A 22,852-nucleotide genomic window follows, 5' to 3' on the forward strand; every position below is an offset into this window, starting at 1 on the left:
GCGCTTCGATTGAGAATTACGTCTAGTAATGGGATGTTCCCGTTTCTGCTCGGCCAGTTCCAGTCACGACACCGCAGCCGACGGCCTACTGCCGGGTGTCCAGGTGCGCCACGAAGGGTTGACGCAATGACGCCGAACGCCGCCTCCGCCCCCTCCGGACCCAGCAGGAGAAGCTTCCTCGCCTCCACGGCGGTCGTCGCCGCAGCAGCGGCCGGTGGGATGCCGCTGCTCACCGCCTGCGGCGGCTCGGACAGCGGCGAGCGCGAAGGGGCCACATCGGGCAAGGCGGCGGACAAGCTGCTCCCGACGTACGTGGCCAGCACGCTTGCCGAGCCGGACATTCCGACGAAGAACGGTTCGACGGCCGGCTACACCAGCAAGGTCGACCTCGCGGCCCTCGCCACCTCGGTCCCGAACAAGCTCGCTACGGGCGCTTCCCTCAAGATCATGGCCCCGTTCTGGGGCTCCCCGCCGAAGGCCGGCTGCGCCTACTACAAAGGGCTCGACGCAGCAGCCGGCACCAAGGTCACCTGGCAGAACCAGGACGGCAACACCTACGGCCAGAAGCTCGGCGCCGTCCTCGCCTCCAGCTCCATACCCGACATGGTGATCGTGCCCAGCTGGGAACTGGTCGGCAAGATCTCGAACGCGGTCACCGCGAAGTTCATGGACCTCGGCCCCTACTTGGCGGGCGACAAGGTCAAGAAGTACCCGAACCTGGCCGCGATACCGTCCGACGCCTGGCGCATGAGCATCTTCGGCGGCGCGCTGCGCGGTATCCCGATGCCTGCCGCCCCCGCGAGCTTCATCACGCCCTTCTACCGCAAGGACATCTTCGACAAGAAGGGCTACACCGTCCCCAAGTCGGCCGATGAGTTCCTCAGTTGGGCCAAGGAGGCCACCAGCGCCAAGGCCAAGGTGTGGGCGTGCGGTGACATGAGGTGGTCGGCGGCAGGCTTCTTCAGTGTCCTGCCGGCCGGGACTATCGGCTGGAACATCGGGGACGACGGCAAGCTGACGTACCGCATCGAGCACCCCGCGTACCTCGAACACCTGGAGTGGGTCCGCAAGCTGTTCGCTGCGGGCGTGGTCCATCCCGACGACAAGGCGATCACGGGCGACCCGGGCCAGCGATTCACCGCCGGGCAGGTCCTGGTCTACAACGGCAACGGGGCCGACTGGTGGGGCAAGACCGTCGAACAGGCCCAGTCCAACCCGGACTTCCGGATCGAGGGCATGGACTACTTCGGCGCTGACGGCGGCAACCCGACACTGTACGCCGGCCAGCCCGCCGGCATCTGGTCGATGATCCGCAAGGGCGCCTCGAAGGAGACGATCGAGAACGCCCTGGCCGCCGCCAACTTCGCGGCCGGGCCCTACGGCACCAAGGAGCGGATGTACGTCGACTACGGCATCGAGGGCACCCACTACACCGTCAAGAACGGCGTCCCGGTCAAGAACGACCTGGGTATCCAAGAGGTGAACAACGCCTGGGCGATGCTGGCGGCCCCTGCTCCCTACACCGCCCACCCCGACTTCCCCGAGATCGCCCGCAAGCAGGTCGAGTGGCAGCAGCGGCAGGGTGCCTTCATGAAGAAGACGTCCACCTACGGCCTGAACATCGTCGAGCCGACCCGCTACGCCACCCTCTCCAGCCAGTTCGAGCAGCTGGAGATCGACTACGTGCGCGGCAACAAGAAGGTGTCCGACATTCAGCAGGCCATCTCCACCTGGAAGTCCTCCGGTGGCGACAAGCTGCGCGACTGGTACAAGCAGCTCATCGACGAGAACGGCAGCGGCAGCTGATGTCCCTCACGGCCGGCAACAGGCCCGACGGGACTCGTCCCCCCGCGGCCGTAGGGGAACCGACGGCCGCGGTCACCGCGGCCACCGTGACGGAGAGCGTGCCGCGCAGGGGCGCCCAAGGCGGCCAAAGATCCCCTCCGGGTCCGGTTGGCGCCGTGAGCGCGCGCTCATCCTGATGACGCTGCCCGACCTGGTCCTGCTCCTGCTCTTCAACTACGCGGTCCAGAAGTACACCGAGGCGCCGACCAGCCTCCAACAGGCGGTCCGCACCGGTCAACTCTCCTCCCTGGGGCCGCAGATGGCCGTCATGGTCCTTGCCCCGACTCCCCGTCGCAGTGGCCTCCCCTCTCGTCCAGCGCCACTTCAAGAAGGGCATGCTCACGGGGGCGATCAAAGGCTGACGGCCTTGACCCTGCCCACGCCGCAGACCCGTCGGCCATGGGTCCGCAGCTTCGCCGTGCGGCTCGCGCCCAAGTGGCGCAGCCGCACAGAGAGACCTCCCCGCCCCCTCAGAATGTCAACTCCCCTCTTATTCCTGCACAAGAGGTATGTCATGCCCATGGCGTTCCGGCCATGACCGCGATCACCGGCCCCGTCCACGGCACCCGGGAGTCGCACTCGGCCGCCCGCAGGGAGGACGGCTTCCTGAGTGGCAACGGTCATCACGGCGCCCTTGTGTTCGAGGAACGGGACGCAGGGCGAACCGTCGTCACGCTTCACACCGTGTACGGCCGGTCGGCGATCAGCCCAGCTGGTTCAGCTATCACTTGCAACAGAGAGGAAGCTCCATGAGAAGGTCTTGGATTCCACCCCTGATCACGCTTCTCACCGCCGCGTTCGGGGTGACAGCGGCAAGTCCGTCCCCTGCCTCTGCCGCCTCCGACACGCCCTTGCGGGTCATGCCGTTGGGCGACTCGATAACCTGGGGCGTGGGAAGCAGTACGGGCAACGGCTACCGGGGCCCGCTGTGGAACCAGCTCGCGGCAGACGGCCATCCGCTGGATTTCGTCGGCACTGTGCGGGGTGGTTCGATGTCCGACCCTGACAACGAAGGCCACTCCGGATACCGCATCGACCAGATCGCCGCACTCGCCGACGCCTCGCTGACTCGCTACCGGCCCAACGTGGTGACGCTGCATATCGGCACCAACGACCTCCAAGGGGCTTCCGAGGTCAACACTGCCATCGCCCGGCTGAGGTCGCTGGTCAACCAGATCACCGCCGACGTCCCCGACGCAACCGTCCTCGTCGCCTCCCTGGTCGTGTCCACCAGCAGCTCGGAGGAGCAGTTCCGGGGCGCTTACAACCAGGCCGTCCGCCAAATCGTCAGCGACGCACAGGCCGCTGGCAAGCGCATCGCACATGTCGACATGAGCAGCCTGACCACGGCCGACCTGGCCGACCCCCTGCATCCCAACGACGCCGGCTACCAGAAGATGGCAGACGCCTTCCACCGCGGCATCCAGGCCGCGGACAGCGCCGGATGGCTCAGGAACCCCGCCCCTGCCCCCGCACGCATACAGTCCGGCATCACCGGCAAGTGCCTGGACGTCAACGGCGCCGCCACCACCGACGGGACCGCCGTCCAGACCTGGAGCTGCGGCGACGGCGACGGCGCCAACCAGTACTGGTCCGCGTACACCGACGGCACCCTGCGCTCCATGGGCAAGTGCCTCGACGCCGCCGGCGGGGCCACCGCCGACGGCACCAAGGTGCAGCTCTGGTCCTGCCACGGCGGCGCCAACCAGGTCTGGCAGCCCTACAACGGCGGCTACCGCAACCCCGCGTCCGGCCGCTGCCTCGACATTCCGGGCTCCTCCACGGCCGACGGCACGCAGCTCCACCTTTGGGACTGCAACGGCGGCGCCAACCAGAAGTGGACCACCCTGACCGCGGGATGACCCCGCTCCCGGGATCTGAACCCTTTCCGGGCTCAGCTCCCGGGAGACACATCGGTGCCGGGCACGGCCGCGACGGCACCCGATGCAGTCGGCTCATACGTCTCTCAAGTTGCCGGCCGCCTGCGGCGCCGGCAAGGACGCACCGGCAGCAGGAAGGGCCCGGCCGCCGCGCTGCCCGCCCACGTGCGCAGCACGGTCGGCAAGCCGGACATCGCGTCCGTCGGACTCCCCAACAGAGCAGTCAGCGAGGCGGGTTACCCCACTTCCCCCGCGCATCCGAAAGGCAAGGACCTGTCATGACTCATGCCCCGCACCTCTCCCGCCGAGGACTGCTGGTCGCCGGTGCGGCCGCGGCCGCACTCCCCGGGCTCGCCCCGTCCGCTGCCTCCGCCGCATCCGCAGGCGCGACCGGCAAGGTCCGACGCACGCCGTACACCTTCCGCAACGCGGAGATGGTCGGCGGCGGTTTCGTCCCCGGCATCATCTTCAACCAGAGCGAACCCGGACTCGTGTACGCCCGTACCGACATCGGCGGCGCCTACCGCCTCGACACGGCGACGAAGCGGTGGATCCCCCTCACCGACTGGATCGGCTGGGACGAGTACGGACACACCGGCATCATCAGCATCGCCACCGACGAGGTCGACCCCGACCGCGTCTACCTGGCGGCGGGCACCTACACCCTCCCCGACTGGGACCCGAGCATGGCAGCGATCCTGCGCTCGACCGACCGCGGCCGCACCTGGAAGACCACCCCTCTGCCGTTCCGGCTGGGCGGCAACATGCCCGGCCGGGGCATCGGCGAGCGGCTGGTGATCGACCCCAACCAGAACAGGATCCTGTACCTGGGAGTGCGCGGGGGCCACGGGCTCTGGCGCAGCACCGACCACGGCAGGACGTTCGCGAAGGTGACCAGCCTCCCCAACGCGGGCAACTTCGTCATCGACCCCACCGACCCCGACGGCTACAACGGAGACAACCTGGGCGTGCTGCAAGTCGTCTTCGACAAGCGCACCGGCAGAGCCGGGAAGGCCACCCGGACCCTCTACGTCACCGTCGCCGACAAGGACAACATCCTGTACCGGTCCACCGACGCGGGAGCGACCTGGGAACGCGTACCCGGGCAGCCCACCGGCTTCATCCCGCACCACGCGGTCTTCGACCACGTCGGCGGCTACCTGTACCTGGCGACCAGCAACACCGCCGGCCCCTACGACGGCTCCAAGGGCGACGTGTGGAAGCTGGACACCACCACCGACACCTGGACCCGCGTCAGTCCGGTCCCGTCCACCAGCGACGACAACCAATACGGTTACAGCGGCCTGACCATCGACCGGCAGAACCCGGACACCTTGATGGTGTCCACCCAGGTCAAGTGGTACCCCGACTGCCTCCTCTTCCGCTCCACCGACGGCGGCGCGAGCTGGACCCGCGCGTGGGACATGGACACGAATTCCGAGCGCACCCTGCGCTACGACATGGACATCTCCGCCGCCCCCTGGCTGACCTGGAACGCCTCGCCGCCGCTTCCCGAGATGACCCCCAAGCTGGGCTGGATGATGGAGTCCGTCCAGATCGACCCCTTCGACTCCGACCACTTCATGTACGGAACCGGCGCGACGATCTACGGCGCCGACAACCTGACCGACTGGGACAGCGGCGGCACGGTGCACCTGTCCGTGCGGGCCCAGGGCCTGGAGGAGACCTCGGTCGGCTGCGTGATCAGCCCACCCGCCGGTCGCGCACACCTCTTCTCCGGTGTGGGCGATGTCGGCGGCTTCCGGCACACGGATTTCCGCAAGGCGCCGAAGATGTACGACAGCCCGACCTTCGGCGCCACCCCCGCCCTGGACTACGCGGAGCTGGCGCCCCACACCATCGTGCGGGTCGGCAACCCCACCAGCGGCTGGACCCAGCACTTCGCCCTCTCCACCGACAGCGGCGACACCTGGAAGCCGTCGGGCAGCGAGCCGTCCGGCGTCACCGGCCCCGGAGTCGACGACCAGGCCGTCGCCGTCAGCGCCGACGGCAGGCGGATCGTCTGGTCACCGGCCGGCGCGCCGGTCAGCTGGTCCGACGACCACGGAGCGACCTGGACGGCCTCGAAGGGGCTGCCTACCGGGGCCTCCGTGCGCTCCGACCGGGTGAACCCGGCGAAGTTCTACGCCTACGACTCCGGCGTCTTCTACCTCAGCACGGACGGCGGTGAGAGCTTCAAGGCCACGGCGGCGACCGGTCTGCCCACCGCGGGGAACGTCCGGTTCAAGCCGGTCCCGGGCCACGAGGGCGACATCTGGCTGGCCGGCGGCACCACCAAGCCCACCACCCCCACACCGTACGGGCTGTGGCGGTCGACCGACTCCGGAGCGTCCTTCACCAGGGTCGAGGCAGTGGACCAGGGCGACGTCGTCGGATTCGGCAAGGCCGCGCCCGGCGCCACGTACCCCGCCGTCTACACCAGCTCCAAGATCCACGGCGTGCGCGGCATCTTCCGTTCCGACGACGCGGGCCGGACCTGGGTCCGCATCAACGACGACCGCCACGAGTACGCCTGGACCGGCAACACCATGACCGGAGACCCCCGGGTCCACGGTCGCGTCTACTTCGGGACCAACGGACGCGGAGTCATCTACGGCGACCCCAAGTGAGGTCCGGCTCCCGGTCGCCACGCTCCGCACCCGCCGTCCCGAAGAGGAGACCGACGTGGCCCTGCCGCCAGGGCAGGACGACCGACTTCTCCTCTCCCGTGTGATCCCCCCACTCAGCACACATTCCGGAGGGCTGATGAAATTCCGAATCGGCTGGGCCGCGCTGCTCGCGGCTCTGGCTCTCGTCTTCACCCTGCCGAACTCGGCGGTGGCAGCTTCACAGACGTACTGGTTCAAGTACTACGCGACCGGCGGCAACGCCTCGACGTGGTACACCGACGACAACAACTGGGGTGTGAACTCCTCGACCGGCACCGGCTTCGTCGCCATGGTCAACGGCAAGGACTGGGGGTGGTCGTCCCCGGTGACCACACTCCCCAAGAAGATCCGCGACGTCAGTCCCAACAACACCTCGTGGTTCAGCCAGTCGGCATACCCGAAGTCCGGCTCGTACTACGACGCCGCGTACGACATCTTCATCGACCCCTACCCCGCGCCGACCGACCGCAACTCCAAGACCGAGATCATGATCTGGCTCAACTGGTACAACACCAAGCCGCTGGCCGACCGCTACGACGCGAACGGCAACGCGGTCCCGGCCGCGACCAACGTCAGCCTGGGCGGCCGCAGTTGGGACATCTACGAGTACACCTGGAGCAACGGCGGCCACACCCTCAGCTTCCTGGACAGGAGCAAGTCCGGCTGGTGGTCCGGAAGCCTCACCCCGTTCTTCAACTACGGCCAGAACAGGGGTTTCTACACCGGCGACCACTACCTCAACAGCGTCATGGCCGGCTGGGAATTCGGGCCGGGCGATTACACGGCTCACTCCTGGGGCGCCGTGGGCTTCTGACGCCGCCACGAGCAGAAGGGCGGACCAGTGACCGGCCGCCCTCTGCCCGGAAACACCGCCCGACTCTCCGTACGGAGGGTCGGGCGGCTCGGAAGCAGCGCCCGACTCTCCGCAGAGAGGCACCGTCATGACCCCACGCAGTGTCACCGACCACCTGGGCGGACTCGCCTTCGGCGGGGACTACAACCCCGAGCAGTGGGACGAGCCGGTCTGGAAGGAGGACGACGAGCTCATGCGCCGGGCCAGGGTCAACCTGGCCACCGTGGGTGTCTTCTCCTGGGCCCTGCTCGAACCGGAGGAGGGACGCTACGACTTCGCCTGGCTCGACGCCCACATCGATCGCCTGCACGCGAACGGTGTGGCCGTGGACCTCGCCACGCCGACGGCCTCCCCGCCCCCCTGGTTCACCCTGGCGCACCCCGACGCGCTGCCGGTCACCCCGGACGGCACCCGCCTCACCCACGGCAGCCGCGACACCTACTGCCTCACCGCGCCCGCCTACCGCCGTGCTGCCCGCCGGATCGCCTCCGCCCTGGCCGAGCGGTACGGCGACCACCCCGCCCTCGCGCTGTGGCACGTGCACAACGAGTACGGCACGATCTGTTACTGCGACCACACGGGCGCCGCCTTCAGGGTGTGGCTGCGCGCCCGCCACGGCTCGCTGGAGGCCCTCAACGGCGCGTGGGGGACGGCCTTCTGGAGCCAGCGCTACTCGTCCTGGGAGCAGGTGCTACCGCCGCGCGCGACGCAGTGGCACAAGAATCCCGGCCAGGCACTGGACTTCCGCCGCTTCTGGTCGGACGAGATCATCGCCGCCTACCGCGAGCAGCGCGACGCGATCCGCGCGCACAGCGACCGGCCGGTGACAACCAACCTGATGCTCCCCGCCTACCAGAACATCGACCTGTGGGCCCTCGCCCGCGAGCTCGACGTGGTCAGCTCCGACCAGTACCCCAGCTCACCCGGTCTGGACGCCGCCGCCGACGCCGCCTTCCACGCCGACCGCACCCGCTCCCTGGCCGGCGGCAGCCCCTGGCTGCTGATGGAGCAGGGCACGAATACCGTCTACGACGGCGACCGGGTCCTCGCCAAGGAGCCCGGGGACATCGTGCGCCACACCCTCGGCCACATCGCCCGCGGCTCGGAGGGTGCCCTCTTCTTCCAGTGGCGGCAGTCCCGCGCCGGCGCCGAGATGTGGCACTCGGCGATGGTCCCGCACGCGGGACCCGACAGCCGGATCTTCCGCGAGGTCACGCAGGTCGGCGAGGCGGTCGCCCTGCTCGGGGAGCTGGCGGGATCGACGGTCACCGCCCCGGTGGCCGTCCTCCACGACTCGGACGCCTGGTGGGCGCTGAGCATGGACGGTCTGCCCTCCCAAGACCTCGACTGCCACGCGGAACTGGGCCGAGCACACCGAGCTCTGTGGGACGCGGGTGTCACGGTCGACTTCGCCCACCCCGAACACGAGCTGCGCCGCTACCTGCTGGTCATCGCGCCGGCTCTGTTCCTGATGTCCGACGCGGGCGCCGAGAACCTGCGCCGTTACGTCGAGGGTGGTGGGACACTGCTCGTCCAGCACGCGAGCGGATTCGTCGACGAGCGCCTGCACGCCCGGCTGGGCGGCTACCCCGCCAGGCCGCTGCGCGAGGCGCTGGGCATCCGCGTCGAGGAGTACCGACCGCTGCGGCGGGGTGAGCGGATCGCCCTGTCGGACGGGTCGTACGGCACCGTCTGGAGCGAGTCCGTGCGCGCCGAGGGCGCGGAAACGCTCGCCACCTACACCCACGGCATGCTCACGGACAGTCCCGCGCTCACCCGGCATCGCTTCGGCACCGGGCAGGGCTGGTACCTCTCGACCCGCCTGGAGGAGACCGACTACGGCGCTCTCGTCCGCCGGCTGCTGAAGGAGTCCGGCACCGAGCCCGAACTGCCAGGTCTGCCGCCCGGTGTTGAAGCCGTCACCCGCCACGCGCCCGACGGCCGCCGCTGGCACGTCCTGATCAACCACCGCGCCGCCACCCTGCACCTGCCTGAACCCGCGCACGACCTGCTCACCGGGGCCCTCGCTCACGAAGTCCCGTCCGGTGGCTGCGTGGTTCTCCGCAACCCCTGACCTGGAAAGATCACCAGGCTTTCCCAGGGTCAGTGGGTCTCGGTTTCGTCGGTCGGCGCCGTGGAGCGTAGTTCGACGCAGCATTCCCCGGGGCTGGGTGCCAGGACGGCCTGGACCGCCGGGGCGCGGAGTCCTTGCAGGGAGCCGGTGAGGAAGGCGTGGTTCATGCCGCAGACCAGGTCGGGGGCTTCTCGTGCGGGCTCGAAGCCGTACCGGTCGAGCATGTGCTCGCACAGGGTCAGGCCTCTCTCGGCGCCGAGTCTGGCAGGGCGCAGCTGGGTGCGTTCTTCCTCGCCGAGTTCTTCGCCCCGCTGTCCTGCCGTGCGCATCGCCGCTTGAGTGGCGGTCTCGTTTCGCCTTCGGTCACGACGGCCTGGACGAGCAGGTCAGCGAGGAGTTCATGGCGGCGGTCCGGGATGCTGACGCGGCTCGGCGTGACGGTGGGCTCGTACACCTTGGGCTGCCGGCCGACTTCGCGGACGCCCGTGGGGGCGGCGTAGCGGGCGCTCAGCAGGCCGACGTCGACAAGCTTGTCGAGGTGGAAGGCGGCGAGTTCGCGCGATATTCCGACGGTGGCGGCCGCCTCGTCGCGCGTGACGGGGTGGCGGGCGCGGCGGATGAACGCGAACATCTGCCGTCGGGTGCCCTCGCCGAGCGCGTTGACGGAGTCGATCGCGGCGGCGTCGGAGGAGATCGGCGGGGGCATGTCGCGACATCACCGGCGCTGAGTTCCAGCGGGGGAAGAAAAGGACTCTGCACAGAACCCGGGGCCGTACTCGGGTGGCCCGTGTCCTGCCCGCCCGAGAGGTGCTGAACGTGGTTATTTGGAGGGATGATCAGCAACGTTCGCGCCCGTGTCCTGCCGTCCTCGCAACGCCGCTCGCTGGACGAACTGACCGAGGATCTGATCCTCTCCTGTGGGGACACCACGGCCAAGCGCTCCGCGTTCTGGACGATGCTGACGCTGTCGTCGGTCATCGCGGCAGGTGGTGTGCTCACGGACTCGACGGCAACCGTGATCGGCGCCATGATCATCGCGCCACTGTCCACGCCGATCATGGGCATTGCCCTGGGTTCGGTGCAGCGCCGCCGCACCGGATCGGTCATGGTCGTCCTCCTCGCGTGCGTGCTGGTGATCGCGATCGGGATGGCCATGTCGCTGGCTCTTCCCAGCAACTACGACCTGCTGTCCAACAGCCAGATCTCCTCGCGGACGTCGCCTGACCTCATGGACTTGATCGCCGCCCTGGCGACCGGGCTGGCCGGCGCAGTCGCGCTGGCCCGTCGGGACGTCGCCGCCGTACTGCCCGGAGTTGCCATCGCCATCTCCCTCGTCCCACCCCTCGTGGTGGTCGGGGTGTGCCTGGGGAAGCTGTCAGGATGGCTGTCCCTGGGCGCACTCGCACTGTTCTTGTCGAACCTCTTCGCCCTGGTCTTCGCGGGCATGCTGGTCTTCGCCTCACTCGGCTACGGCACCGAGACCGACAAAGCGGCCGGGCGCCCCGCCCGCAGCGCATCTGCCGCCATGGCCCTGCTGTTCGTCGTCGTGCTCATTCCGCTGACAGCCAACACCGTGGCCACCTTGCTGCTCAACGCATGGACCGGCCGCACCAAGGAGGCGGCACAGCAGTGGCTCACCGACGATCCGGGCGCATCCGTCACAAGTGTCGACGCGAATTCCCGGACCATGTACATCCACGTCCGCACTCCCCGAGAACTCCCGCCGGTGCAGTCCCTGCTCGACCGGCTCGACGGACAGATCCCGGACGGCATCCCCGTCGTGGTGGACGCCTCACGGGGCCGGCGCATCAACGCCGGAAAGGTCGGCGGCTGAGGATCGCATCAGCATCTCGCCCCGAAGAACATCCACCAAAATGACCGCCGCGCCCTGACGCCGTCCCGCGCCACAAGAGATGCCTCCGCGGCCCAATGCGGTCCTCGCGGTACATGGCACGAGAGCCTCCCCCACCTCACCCCATCCGCAAGGGCCGCCGTCCACCATGTGTGCCACGGCTCAGCCCTGCGGGAAGATCGGGCGTTCGTCACGGCCACGGCTCGGTAGGCCGTACCGTGTCGAACGCCAGGCCGCTCGCGGTCTCCCCCGTGCCGGCGGTCTTCTCCCTGCGCACCCAGCTGTGCAAGGTGCCGTCGGACCAGCGGGCCAGGACGGGGCGGCGGGCGACCAGGACTCCCTCGCGCGGTACCTCCTCCTCGTGCAGCCACAGTCCGGGGGTGATGAGACGGCCCTCGGGGCGGGAGTCGAGGCCGGGGCCGGTGAGGGTGGCCAGGCGGAACCGGATCTGGCCGGCTCGCACCGGTTCGGGGACGAGGGGGAACCAGAAGTCGGGGACGATGGACTGGACCGCGTACGCGGGCACCGCATCGGGTCCGGGTACGGCCGTTTCGGGCGGCGCGTTGCGGGCCCAGCGGTCGCGGCGGTCGACCTGTTCGCCGCGGCCGTCGGTGTAGTGGTGCTGAACCGCCCAGGCGAGGTTGGCCAGTTCGTCGCGGGCGAGGAGAACCCGTTCGAGGGGCTGTCCCGGCTGGCCGCGTTCGGAGGGCAGGATCAGCAGCCCGGACGCGGCCGGGTGGTCCGGGTCGGGGCTGCTCAGGGTGAACATCGTCCAGGACGGGTCGTCGCGGCCGGCCCGCTCGACCAGGTGGTGGCGGCCGAACACGTCCCGTACGAGGAGCCGGTCCAGGACGGTCAGTGACGCGGCCGGCACCTCCAGCGGCACCAGGAACCAGTCGTTGCCGAAGACCGTGGCGAACGAGATCAGCAGCAGCCGCCCGGTGTCCAGTGCGGAGACGTCCGCCGCGCTGAGGTCGACGCGCGCGTCCTCCATCTCCCAGAACCGGTCGGCCGGCAGCCCCCCGTACCGCACGGTGGAGGGCAGGCCCTCCTGTGCGAACGCCCGGCTCTGTCCAGGCGGTGCCGGCTCGGCGTCGGGGTCGGGGTGGACGTCGAGGGAGTACCAGTCCAGGCCGTCGCCCTGGTACTCCTCGGCCCGCAGGACGGTGCCGCCGGTGGACAGTTCGGCCGCGTATTCGCCGCGATGCGGGTCGAAGCAGTCCGGGCCGTGCTCGGCCAGCCGGCCGGCCCACCAGGTCCGCCAGCGGGCGGCCACCTCGCCGAGGCGCGCGTCGGGTCCGGCGTCGAAGGTGCCCACGTCCAGCGCGGCCGCCACCGATGCCGCGTCGGGCAGACCGCCGTCGAGCAGGCCGATCAGGCCGACGTCCGCGACGTCCGGCTCCTCCCCGGTGCGAAGTCGGTGCGGGGCCAGGGCCGTCAGGGCGGCGGCGAGCAGTCCGGCGTCGTCGGACATGCGCAGCAACGCCGCGCCGCCCTCGGCGCGCAGCCGCTCGTCGACCTGGACGGGCTCGTCCTCGATCTGGGTGTCCAGCGGGCCCTGGCCGAGGTCGTACGGCACCCAGTCGGTGGCCCCGCCCGGGCGCCAGGCATCGACGGGCGCGCTGCTGCCGCTCATCCGCACCACGGCCGGGGATCCGGCGTCCTGGGCGGCGAACTCCCCGAACTGCCACTGCCGGGTGAGCAGCCACAGCGGGTCGTGCACCCGGGCGGCGAGGCCTGCGTCGACGTCGGTGGCCCGGTGCCGGGGCTGCAGCTGGAAGGGGCCCTCGGGGTCGGTGTCGTCCCTTTTCGACTCGATCCGGGCCAGGGCCCGGCCGGTCGCGCTCCGCTGGGCGATGCGGATGCCGGGCAGGAGCGAGTTCAGCGCGCTCAGGTCCTGGTGGTCGACAGCGCGCAGCTTGGCCAGTTCCAGGGTCTCCCGCAGCACCTGCATCAGCCCGTCGGAGGTCCACCCGCGGTCCAGGTCCGGGGGGACCGCAAGGAGCACACTGTGCGGGGCCTTGGCGTCCGGGCGGTCGTAGTGGAAGGCGACGCCCGTCAGTTCGGTCTCCGGCGCAGGCTCGGGTCCCGGCGGCGGCTGCTCGGAGCCGGGGAGGAGTTCGATCCACTCGTCCAGGACGACTCCGGTGACTGCCGCGTCCGCCGCGATGTCGTGCGGTGCGTGCCAGACCAGGTGGGTCGTGGCAGGCGGGCGCTGCCCGGCGGGGAAGGGCCCGCCGATCCAGGCGTCGCCGTCGGTCGTCGGATGCTGGGCCGCGCACAGCCGTTCCACGCGTCCGGCCCGGTTCCCGGCCAGCAGCAGCGTCTCGTGCAGGTTGCGCACCGTGGGGCGTACGGCCGCGTTGCGCCGCAGCCAGTCCTCCATGTGGGCGCCCGGCAGATCGCCGCGACCCGTCGGCGGCGAGGTCGTCGCGGTGAGCGCGGGCAGCAGCGGGAGGTCCGCGGCGAGCACCGGGGACAGCTCCGTGCGGGCCCGCGCGAGCCAGGCGTCGGTCGATCCGGGTGTGACCTCCTCGGTGGCCAGTGCGCTGATCTTGTCCTTGGCGGGGTGCCCGGCGAGCGACGGGCTCGCGGCGAAGGCGGCGAGGCGGGTGCGCAGCTTCGTCGTGTCGACCGAGCGGCCGGCACCGCCGTCGGGCAGGTGCGACGGCAGCAGCGGCTGTGCGGTCGACAGCAAGGACCGGATCCGGGTCGCCCTGCCGTGCAGTCCGCTCCAGCCAGGTCCGGTGAACACGACGGGGGTCTGGGGCGGCACGCCCATCGCGCCCTGAACCGCCCTGCGCAGCGCGGCCGGTTCCGCGCCGGCCGCGTCCAGTACGGCGCTCAGGGCGCCCAGACCCAGCCGGTCGGCGGTGAGTTCGAAGGGGCGGGGCTCCGCCTGACCGTCGTCGAGTCGGCCGGCGAGGGTCCAGCCCGTCGCGGGGCCGAGGAGATGGGCGACCCAGGCCTCCAGCGCGGGTTGCAGCGCGGCGAGCGGGTCGGCGGGCCAGCCTGTCGGAGCGGTCGGTTCGGCTGGGAGCAGCGCGGCAATGCGGTGCGTCACGGCGCGGGCCCGGTGCGGGGTGCGCAGGACGCGGAAGGCGTCCGGCACGTCCTCACCGCGCCCGAGGGTGTCGGCGGTCAGACCCGCGCGGATCGGGTTTCCACCCACCAACTGGTGGACGCTCTCGGCCAGTACGAGGTCCCCCACCGCGTCGAGCGCGTCGGCGAGGTCGTCCAGTAGCGGAGTCACCGCCGCCCGGTCGCTCTCCGAGCCGACCACCGGCGCCCGGTCGATGACGCTGGCCAGGTCGGGGGCGCCGGCCCCGGCCCGCGCGAGGGCCATGCCGTCGACGACGTTGCGGGCGGAGACCGCCTCCGCGCTGCGCGCCCACAGGTGCGCGTCGGTCCCCTCGGGCGCCGTCTCAGGAACGACGGGCAGCGGGAACTGGCGGCGGAACCGCTCGATGAGGTGATCCAACTCGGCGTCGTGCAGGGCGCGTTCGAACCGATAGCCCAGCAGGGAGCCCAGGTTCTGCCCCTGCCGTACCCCGCCGAGCAGCCAGCGGGCGACGCGGGCGCGGCGGGAGGTGAGGTTGACCGCGTAGCTCTGCTCGTCGGGGTTGCCGAGGAATCCGGACCGCAGGACGGCCGCCGTGGCCGCGTGGTGCAGCGACGGCGCGTGGATGTAGCCGTCCTTCGCGGACAGCTCCACGGTCGTGGCCACGTCGTCCAGCTGGATCTCCAGCTGTTCTCTCGGCACCGGCGGACGCAGGTTCTCCACCCAGCCGTAGCAGCCGAACCGCACGCCCTGGGTGCCGGAGGCCCGCAGCTCGGTCAGCCGCTTCGACGCCAGTGAGGTGATCCAGGCGTCCAGGCGGTGCGAGTGGACGTCGATGACCTCCAGCAGCAGCTCGGGGAGCCGGGACACCGGTACGGCGGCCAGGGTGCGCAGGGCCTGCTCCAGCCTGGGCAGCGCGGCCGCGGCCCGGGTGGCGGCGGCGACGCGTTCCGCTCGCTCGCTCTCGTCCAGGCCGTCCAGCACATCGGCGACGAGTTGGTCCACGTCGCCGGTGACGGCCAGGGCCTGCCGCAGGGGGTCGCCGGCGGGGTCGAAGTCGCCCAGGAAGGTGGACCAGTTGGGCAGGAACAGCAGCGCGTCGAGCACCCCGCTCATGTCCCGTTCGTCATCGGGGACTTCCTCGGATCCGTCCTCGTCCTCGACCGGCTCCTCCCCCGCCACCGGCTCCTCGCCCTCGGTCGGCGGCTCCTCCTCCAGGCCCGGAAGATCGAAGAACGTGCTCCGCCGAGCGGGGGTCTCGCGTCCGGTGGACAGCTCCACCGGCCACTCGGCGTCGTACGCCGTGGCGTCCAGCTCCCCCGCCAGGAACGCCCGTACGGCACCCAGGTAGTCCGCTGTGGCGGCCGCGCGGGCGGGAAAGGCCTCGGCGTCCGGGGTCAGCCGGGTGACGAACTCGGGGACGCCGGACGCCTCGTCCAGGCTCCAGCCGAGCGAGGTCCAGCCGTTGCTGGTCGTCGTCCAGCGGGCGAGGCCGTCGGGCGGCAGAGCGGGCAGGCCGAGTGTCGCGGGGGGTGCGTCGAGCGGGGTGAACGGCACCGCGCGGGCCGGCCCGCTCATCCTGATCATGGCCAGGCCTGTGGCCACGGGCAGCCGCTGCAACGCCTCGACCGCGACCCGGTCCACGGGCTTGCCCGGTTCGACGCGCGGGATGGTCACCTCCTCCTCGCCGTTGTCCTGCACCTCCCGATGGTCCACCACCGCCCGCCAGCGTTCCCGCAGCCGCATCAGCCAGGGTGCGATCACCGCGTCGACGTCGTCGGCGCGTTCGGCGCGCCAGTCGTCCAGCGCTGTCACGGGCAGGACACCGTACGGCTGACGGCCGACGCGCAGCATCGGCAGCGGTCCGCGGCCGCGCACGTGTGCGGCGATGTGCTCACGGACGGCCCGCCATGGTCCCTCGGGAGAGACACCGCTCGGCTGTCTGGTGCCCAGGTCGATGGTGGTCAGCGCGGCCTCGGCGAAGCCCTTGCCGAGCGTGGGCCAGGTGAGCAGGGTCAGGGCGGCGACAGCCGACGGCGCGGCGTCGTCGGCGCCGGGGCAGCCGCGCAGGAACCCGGCGTCCGGCACGCCCAGCGCGGTAGCGAGGGTGTCGGCGACCGGCCGCTCCCCCGCCTCCGGGTCGGGGTCCGGGCCGGGATAGGCAGGGGCCGAGGACCAACCCGAGCGGGAGCGTGGGGTGTTGTTGGTGGCGGTGCCGGAGGGCAGCAGGCCGAGGCCGCTGCCGTAGCGGTGACCGTGCAGCAGGTCGCGCAGCCGGGCAGCGCCGTCCACGGGCGCATCGTCGCGTACGCCGACCACCAGCAACTGGTCCAGGTTCTCGGTGTTCTCGGGCGGGACGATCAGCTCGATGCCCATGCCGGCCTTGACCGCTTCGAACCAGTCGGTCTCCCAGCCCTCGTCCTCGGCGCGCAGCAGGCCGATCGGCAGCGGGTCGGGCACTGGTCGGCCCAGCTTGTCGACCACCACCTCGCCCTCGAACAGCCCGAGGAAGCGCCAGCGCCTCGGCATGGCCACCGCGTGCGGACGCTGCTCCTGGGGGTCGTCGGTCCGCAGGGCGGGCGCCGGGGCGCCGGGACGGCAGGCGCGGACCGCCCAGGAGGCGCGGGCCGGGCGCAGCTTGGTGAGCACGTCCTGCCATGCCTCGGGGCCGGGGTTCTGCCAGTACGCGGTACCGGCGGCGACCTCGGCGGGAGTGAGCGCGGGCTCGAAGCGGGACAGCAGGATGTCGTCCGGGTAGATCCGCACCCGCAGGGTCCTCGGCTCCCACCAGATGGTCTCGACCCGCACCGGCAGCAGCGCGATGGGCTCCGTGTTGTTCTCGGGGAACAGCGGCTCGCCCACGGCCAGCGCCCGCGTCAGCTCCTCCTGGGCCCCGGCGGCCAGGCGGTTCAACTCCTCGGCCCTGTTCTGGAGTTCCGGCAGCGCCGCCTCGGCCGCGGCGAGCGCCTCGGCGGCTGTGGGTGGGAAGGGGGGATCGGGCAGTCCGGCCTGGATGTGCGCCCGTAGACGCCGTACCACGGCCTCCTGCTCATCGGCGAGGGCCTGCGCGGTGTCCGCTTCGGTACGCGCCCGGTCCAGTCGCGCGCGGGCGGCGAAGGCGTCGGTCATGTCCTCACTGCTCCTGTCCTCGGCACAGTGGTCAGCCGCCCAGCAACGTGGTGGCCCGGAAGGCCAGTTGGAACGGCGGCTGGAAGGCGATGCGGGCCATGTCGGCCGAGTCCCGGGCCCACTTCGGCGGGTCGGACTGGGTGAGTTGGGTCGGCGTGGCGGGCGCCTGGTCGAGCTGGACGCATCGGGTGGGAACCGCACCGATGCCCTGCCAGGTGAGGTCGGCCCATGTCTTCATCTCGGCGGGCTGGTCGCCGGTGTCGAATCCGAACTGGGTGCCCCGCATGGGTTCGCGGAACACGAAGAACCAGTCCTCGGTGCGGGCGCGCTCCGCGTCCAGATCGGGGAACAAGTACAGGACCGTGGACTCGTCCAGCGCCAGCGCCGTGGCCGGTACGCCGTCGAAGGCGGGCGGCAGCTTGCCGTCCACTGCGCGTACGGCGAGCAGGGCGGTGCCGGGGAAGCGCCGCAGCAGATCGCCGCGTACGAGCAGCGCCAGGTCGCCCTCGCCGCCGGTGCGCAGCTGGCTGCCCAGCGGGGCGTCCAGCGGCCACAGCGCGATCTCCTCGACGTCCGCGCTGTCGCCGGGCCAGAACCGGGCGAACGGGGTGCCGCGCTGGTCAGTGGGGTACTCCCGCCACAGCAGCTCACGGTTGAACTCGTGGTTCAGCCCGACCAGCAGCGCGGCGATGAACTCGGGGTTGGTCTCCAGCAGGGTCACCGAGTCCTGCGGCATCGCGCCGATGCCGGGCAGCGCCCATTCCGGCCAGCGGGCCAGCAGTTCCGCGGCAATCGGCACGGTGAACCTCGGGTGGGCCATGATCGGCCGCAGGGGGCGGTCGTCGGCCTCCGTGCGCTGCGCCCAGAAGTCCGCGGGGATGCGGTCGGCGAGACGCCGCAGTTGCAGCCGCATGGGGCTGAGCGCTGCGCGCAGTTCGCCCGGCAGGCCGGCCTCCGGCGCGTCGTCGCTGACCATCCCCATCAGTTTCATCTTTCCGGCGAGGAACGACTCGGCCGGCTCGCCGTCCGTGCCGAGCTGGGCCCGTCGGGCCAGCGCGCCGTTGGCGCGGGTCAGCCGGACGAACGAGGTACTGGCCGTACCGACCGGCAGGTCCTCCCTGGCCGAGGCCAGCTTGGCGGCCAGGGTGGTCGGCTCCGCGTCCGGTGTCGTCGCGGACACGGGTACCCGCGCGCTCACCGGTGCCATGACGGTGACGAGGTCGGCCGCGTCCAGCGGGCCGAGGTGCTTGCGCTGGGCCCGCTCGGCGGCGACGGCCGCCAGCTCCCCGGCCGCCAGCAGCCGGTTGGCCTGCCGGATCTCGCCGACCTGTTCCCAGGCCCGGGCCATGAGGAACTCCTGCTCCAACTGCACATAGCGGCAGCCGAGTGCGGCGGCGACCCGACGGCGGACCTCCACGTTGAGCGTGCTCATCCAGACGTCGGGCTCGGCCGGCACGGTCTGCTCGCCGGTGTGATGGCTGCCGTACAGCGGCGGGGCCACGGCGACGACGTCCCGGTCCCCGGCGGGTTCTCCGTCCCCCTCCGGCACGGGCTCGCCGCGGAGCAGGGCCGGGGCGTCCACCCGCTCGCGGATCAGGGCGCGGAACCGGTCCTGGGCCGCGGGGTCGGACCACGTCTCGGGTGCCGCCGTGCCGGGCGGACGCAGGGCGCCGTCCATGGCAACGGTGGCCGCGACGGCCTTCTCGGCGGGCCAGGGCCGACCGACATCGATGGTCCGGGTGCCGAGGCCGGACTCGGCGGCGGGCCGGAAGCGCAGCCGGCGGGCGAGTTCCTCGAAGGTGCCCGCCCTCCCCGTACGGAAAGTCCACCAGTGGTAGACGGGCAGGTCGACGGTGTCCCGGCCGGGGATGGGCCAGGCGTCCGCGGTGGCCGCCGCCCGCGGTGCAACGTTCAGGCCCGCGTCCCGGCCCGCCGCGGTGGCGGGCACGACGGCGGCGATCCAGCCGCGGTCCGGGGCCAGCCGACGCGGGCACAGCAGCCTTCCGACGACATCCGCCGAGTGATGGCGCACGCCCTGGTCGACGAGCCGCCGGGCGGCGTCGAGGTCGGTGACGTCGTCGGGCAGCCGTGCCTCCACATGGGTCCAGGCCCACCGTTCGGCCAAGGGAGGCAGCGCGGCGACCGGTGCCGTGAGGACGGGCAGTGGGTGCCCGGGGCGGGGTGGGGCGGCCTCGTCCTCGGCCAGCACGATCAGCGCGATCCAGGGTTGCGGGGTGGGTCCGCCCGCGGTGGCCACCGTGCCCGGGGACAGCAGCCAGGGCAGGTCGGCGTGGACCAGTTCCACGCTCGCCAGCACGTTCTCCGCCGCGTCTGGTGTGCCGGGCGGCGGTTCCTCGCGCAGCACCATCGAGCGGTCGAAACCGAGCACCTCGCCCGGTCCCACGAGCGACAGGATCGGTCCCGCCACTTCCGGCTCCTCGCGGCGGCCGTCGATGTCCTGGAAGAACCGCACCGCAGTGCGCAGCGCCTGTCCGTCGGCGGAGGCGGCGGCACCCACTCGCGCGGAGGAGAAGAACCAGCGCGTGCTCATACGACGCTCCCGCCTGCTCGACGCCGGGAACGGGGCGCGGTCATCGTCCGACCTCCCAGCTCTCGAGGAGCCGCAACGCCTCCTGCGGCTGGTCGAGTCGGCCGCTCATCGCCTCCCAGGCGTCGGCGGTGGCGTCGACCAGGGTGACGTCGTCCAGTAGTGGCTGAAGCGAATCGGTGGCCGCCACGCTCAATTTGGCGGGACGCACCTTGATGGCCGCCGCCGGTGTACGCCACCGCTCGAGCCGTTCGGCGGCGCTGGCACCGAAGACGGACTCGAGGCGGAACAGCCCGGGCCACAAGGAGAACTCCCGCTCGGGCAGCGGGGGTTCGTAGCCGGTCTCATAGCCGTCGTCCACGCGGTGGCCTGCGCCGAGGACGATGCCGTCACTGCGTGCCCGCAGTCCGCACGCGCGGCTGACGAAGGCGGGCTCGCTGAGTTGGGCGTCTTCGGTGAGGTCGAAGAACTCTCCGGGCACGAACCGCTCGGACAGCGAGGGGAGTCCGGCGGCGGGCTGGGTGGTACCGAGGGTGATCTCCTTGATCGTCCAGGTCTGCGCCGGCACCGGGCGCCGCTCGAACCGGGAGATCGGCACGCCCAGCGGGACCACGTGCTGGGAGACGCGCAGGGTGGCGTCGGGGTGCACGAGGGTGCCCTGGTTCAGCTTCTCGTTCGCTTCCCCCGTGAACACCAACGCGGTGCGTTCGGCGGTCGGCCGCTCCGCCGCCCAGGCCTTCGACTGCGCCAGTTCGGGGGTCAGCGCGTCGATAGGCCGACGTCCGGCCTTCTGCCCCACGGCGGGCGGCGAGCCCCAGCGGATGTCGAAGTCCAGCTCGACGTCCCAGAACAGCACCGCGATGCTGCCGGTGCCGAAGGCATGCCAGGGGGCGGGCCCCTCCAGCGTGAAGTCCAGGGCGATCCCTGCCAGTCGGCGCCCGAAGGCGCGTACCGCCACTCCGGCGCGGACGTGCACGGAGAACGCGAACACCGGGTCGAAGACGAACAGCGCGTCCAGACCCAGCCAGCCCGTCACCCCGCAGCCGGCGATCGTGGCGTCCAGCTGGACCTGGCCGCCGAACATCACCGCGTTGGAGGTGACCGCGAAATAGGCCTCCATGCGAAGCCCCCAGCCCTGGCCGGGGGCCAGGTCCACCTGGAGCCGATCCAGCGCGGGCACCCGGGCCGGGCGGGTGTAGCGGGGGTGGAAGCCGCCGGCGGACAGGACGAACTCCGGCTGCCCGCCGCCGCGTACGAGCAGATACATCTCGCCGCGCACGGCGAGCCCGACGATCCACGAACCGGTCAGCGACACCAGCACTTCGACCATCGGGACGGCCGGTTCGATCCGACCGAGCACACAAGCCTGGAGGCGGATCAGCGGCACGGCCGGGTCGGGCAGCCCGACCAGCAGCCGTCCCAGCAGCAGAGCGCGTGCCGGCGCGGGCAGTTCGAGGATGATCGCCCCGGACAGGGACACCCACCGGCCACCCCAGTTGAGGCGGATCATCGGCCCGACCAGGATGCGCCCGGCAGCGACTGGGAACGCCGAGCCGAGTGAGCCGATGATCTCCGGGGCGCGTTCCACCGCGCGGTCGGGGAACAGCACATGGTCGGCATTGCCGTCACCGACGAGCTGCTGCAGGGCGGTGACATCGGCGCGCCGGTTCACCCCGACCAGACCGCCGACCGCGTCGAGCGCGAAGCCCAGGCCGAGTTGGATGCCGGGGGTCGGGAACTGGGCGGCGAGCAGCGCCAGGAAGCTGGTGGGGGCCTTGCCGTCGGGCGGCCGGAACAGCGCGACCGCCTGGACGCGCAGCACCCCGAGGTCGACGGAGATCAGCCCCCCGTAGCCCTCGTCGGGGGTGCGCCGGACCAGGCCGCCGCCGGAGATGGGCGGCACCTTCAGCTCGGTGCTGATGCCGTCCGGGAACAGCTCGCGCAGTCGGCTCGGGTCGAGGCCCGGGGGGTGCGCCGGGGCAAACGTAACGGGCAGCTCGATCCCGGCGCGGTCCAGGTGGACGCTCAGCGGCAGGCCCGGAAGCCCGGCGCCGGCCGACACCGACACGGCCAGCCGTGGCTCGCCCCCGTCGGAGGTCAGCTCCAGGGCGGCGCCCCGGCTGGACACCGCCGGGGCGTTCAGCCGGAGCGGGAGAGGGACCGTGAGGCCGCCGGTGCCGGCGAAGCGCAGGCCTTCGGCCCGGTCGGCGCGCAGGACGACGGACACGGGCGGACCCGACATCGGACTCGCGCCGTCGATGCCGAGGAGGCGGGCGAGCGCGGCCGGCAGCACGGCGGCGGTGAACCCCTGCAACTCCAGCTCGACAACGGCGGGGGTGCCCGGCTCCGCGGTCACGGCCAGACCGACGCCGTCGACGCTCACGCCGGGACCGTCGGTCATTCCGGCGGCGAGCCTGCCGGTGCGGCGCAGCCGGATCGCGGCGCTGCCACCGGGCGGCGCGGGCGGCAGGCCCGGCCCGAAGGCGGCGTCCCAGCCCTGGGTGGCGGTGACGGTCGCCTCCGCGCTCCACGGCCCGTGGACGGTCTGGGGCAGAGTCAGGGCCGCCCCTGGGGTGACAACCACGTCGAAGACGGGTCCGTCAGGGGTCACTCCAAGCACGGCGCGTCCGCCCGCGGCTCCGGCCTGGCCATCGAACACCAGGGCCACGCCGAGGGGCGCGCCGGGGGCCCGCCGCCAGCCGTGCAGCCGTACGGGCGAGGCTGCGTCGAGGTCGCCGAGCGTCTCCCGTACCAGCTCCACCAGCGAGTTGCCGGGCGGCAGTTTGTCGTGCACGGCGAACAGCCGCCCGGCGAGCACGGTCCCGGCGGCCGAGGGGTCCTCGCCGAGCTCGGGCAGGGATCGGATCAGGCCGTCGACGGCGTCCTTGGCCAGCGCGCGCAGTTGGCCGGCGACCTGCTGAAGGAGTGCGTGCGGGTCCAT

Annotated in this window: 11 protein-coding genes and 1 pseudogene; 7 read left to right on the forward strand and 5 right to left on the reverse strand. The window is 71.6% G+C overall.

The window, feature by feature from the left end:
- Positions 1-126: 126 nt before the first annotated feature.
- The 6 genes and pseudogenes from H293_RS0138610 to H293_RS0138635 all read left to right on the forward strand — a co-directional run bounded on the left by H293_RS0138610 (position 127) and on the right by H293_RS0138635 (position 9,321).
- Positions 127-1,806, forward strand: a complete 1,680-nt coding sequence (locus H293_RS0138610) for an extracellular solute-binding protein (RefSeq protein ID WP_020123139.1) — start codon at positions 127-129, stop codon at positions 1,804-1,806.
- Between the two features lie 220 nt (positions 1,807-2,026).
- Positions 2,027-2,207 (forward strand): annotated as a pseudogene (locus H293_RS60640) (carbohydrate ABC transporter permease); the annotation flags it as partial.
- Positions 2,208-2,594: 387 nt separating this feature from the next.
- Entirely contained in the window at positions 2,595-3,707 is a 1,113-nt protein-coding gene (locus H293_RS0138620; RefSeq protein WP_028808569.1) for a ricin-type beta-trefoil lectin domain protein, read from the forward strand.
- Between the two features lie 296 nt (positions 3,708-4,003).
- A complete protein-coding gene (locus tag H293_RS0138625; RefSeq protein WP_020123142.1) occupies positions 4,004-6,355 on the forward strand; it encodes a xyloglucanase in 2,352 nt (783 codons plus the stop codon).
- A gap of 136 nt (positions 6,356-6,491) precedes the next feature.
- Positions 6,492-7,208 (forward strand): GH12 family glycosyl hydrolase domain-containing protein, encoded by a 717-nt coding sequence (locus H293_RS0138630; RefSeq protein WP_020123143.1) that lies wholly within the window; start codon positions 6,492-6,494, stop codon positions 7,206-7,208.
- A gap of 127 nt (positions 7,209-7,335) precedes the next feature.
- Positions 7,336-9,321, forward strand: a complete 1,986-nt coding sequence (locus H293_RS0138635) for a beta-galactosidase (protein WP_020123144.1) — start codon at positions 7,336-7,338, stop codon at positions 9,319-9,321.
- Positions 9,322-9,350: 29 nt separating this feature from the next.
- Here the strand turns inward: H293_RS0138635 and H293_RS60645 are convergent, their stop codons facing one another.
- Positions 9,351-9,545: a hypothetical protein gene (locus H293_RS60645; RefSeq protein ID WP_259294622.1), complete on the reverse strand. Its 195-nt coding sequence runs from the start codon at positions 9,543-9,545 to the stop codon at positions 9,351-9,353.
- Between the two features lie 14 nt (positions 9,546-9,559).
- Positions 9,560-10,027 carry a helix-turn-helix domain-containing protein gene (locus H293_RS53115; protein ID WP_259294623.1) on the reverse strand — a complete coding sequence of 156 codons (468 nt, stop codon included), beginning with the start codon at positions 10,025-10,027 and terminating at the stop codon, positions 9,560-9,562.
- Between the two features lie 126 nt (positions 10,028-10,153).
- Between H293_RS53115 and H293_RS0138645 the strand changes: the two genes are divergently transcribed.
- On the forward strand, positions 10,154-11,155 hold the full coding sequence (locus H293_RS0138645; RefSeq protein ID WP_020123145.1) for a DUF389 domain-containing protein: 1,002 nt from the start codon (positions 10,154-10,156) through the stop codon (positions 11,153-11,155).
- A 208-nt stretch (positions 11,156-11,363) separates the two neighbouring features.
- Here H293_RS0138645 and H293_RS0138650 read toward each other — a convergent pair whose 3' ends face one another.
- The 3 genes from H293_RS0138650 to H293_RS0138660 are packed head-to-tail and all read right to left on the reverse strand — an operon-like array spanning position 11,364 to position 22,852.
- Positions 11,364-17,363, reverse strand: coding sequence for a hypothetical protein (locus H293_RS0138650; protein ID WP_020123146.1), 6,000 nt, complete (start codon positions 17,361-17,363; stop codon positions 11,364-11,366).
- Positions 17,364-17,394: 31 nt separating this feature from the next.
- A complete protein-coding gene (locus H293_RS0138655; protein ID WP_020123147.1) occupies positions 17,395-19,914 on the reverse strand; it encodes a hypothetical protein in 2,520 nt (839 codons plus the stop codon).
- 40 nt (positions 19,915-19,954) lie between these two features.
- Complete coding sequence (locus H293_RS0138660; RefSeq protein ID WP_020123148.1) at positions 19,955-22,852, reverse strand: DUF6603 domain-containing protein; 2,898 nt, start codon at positions 22,850-22,852, stop codon at positions 19,955-19,957.

Source organism: Streptomyces canus 299MFChir4.1, assembly GCF_000383615.1.
Lineage (GTDB): Bacteria > Actinomycetota > Actinomycetes > Streptomycetales > Streptomycetaceae > Streptomyces > Streptomyces canus_C.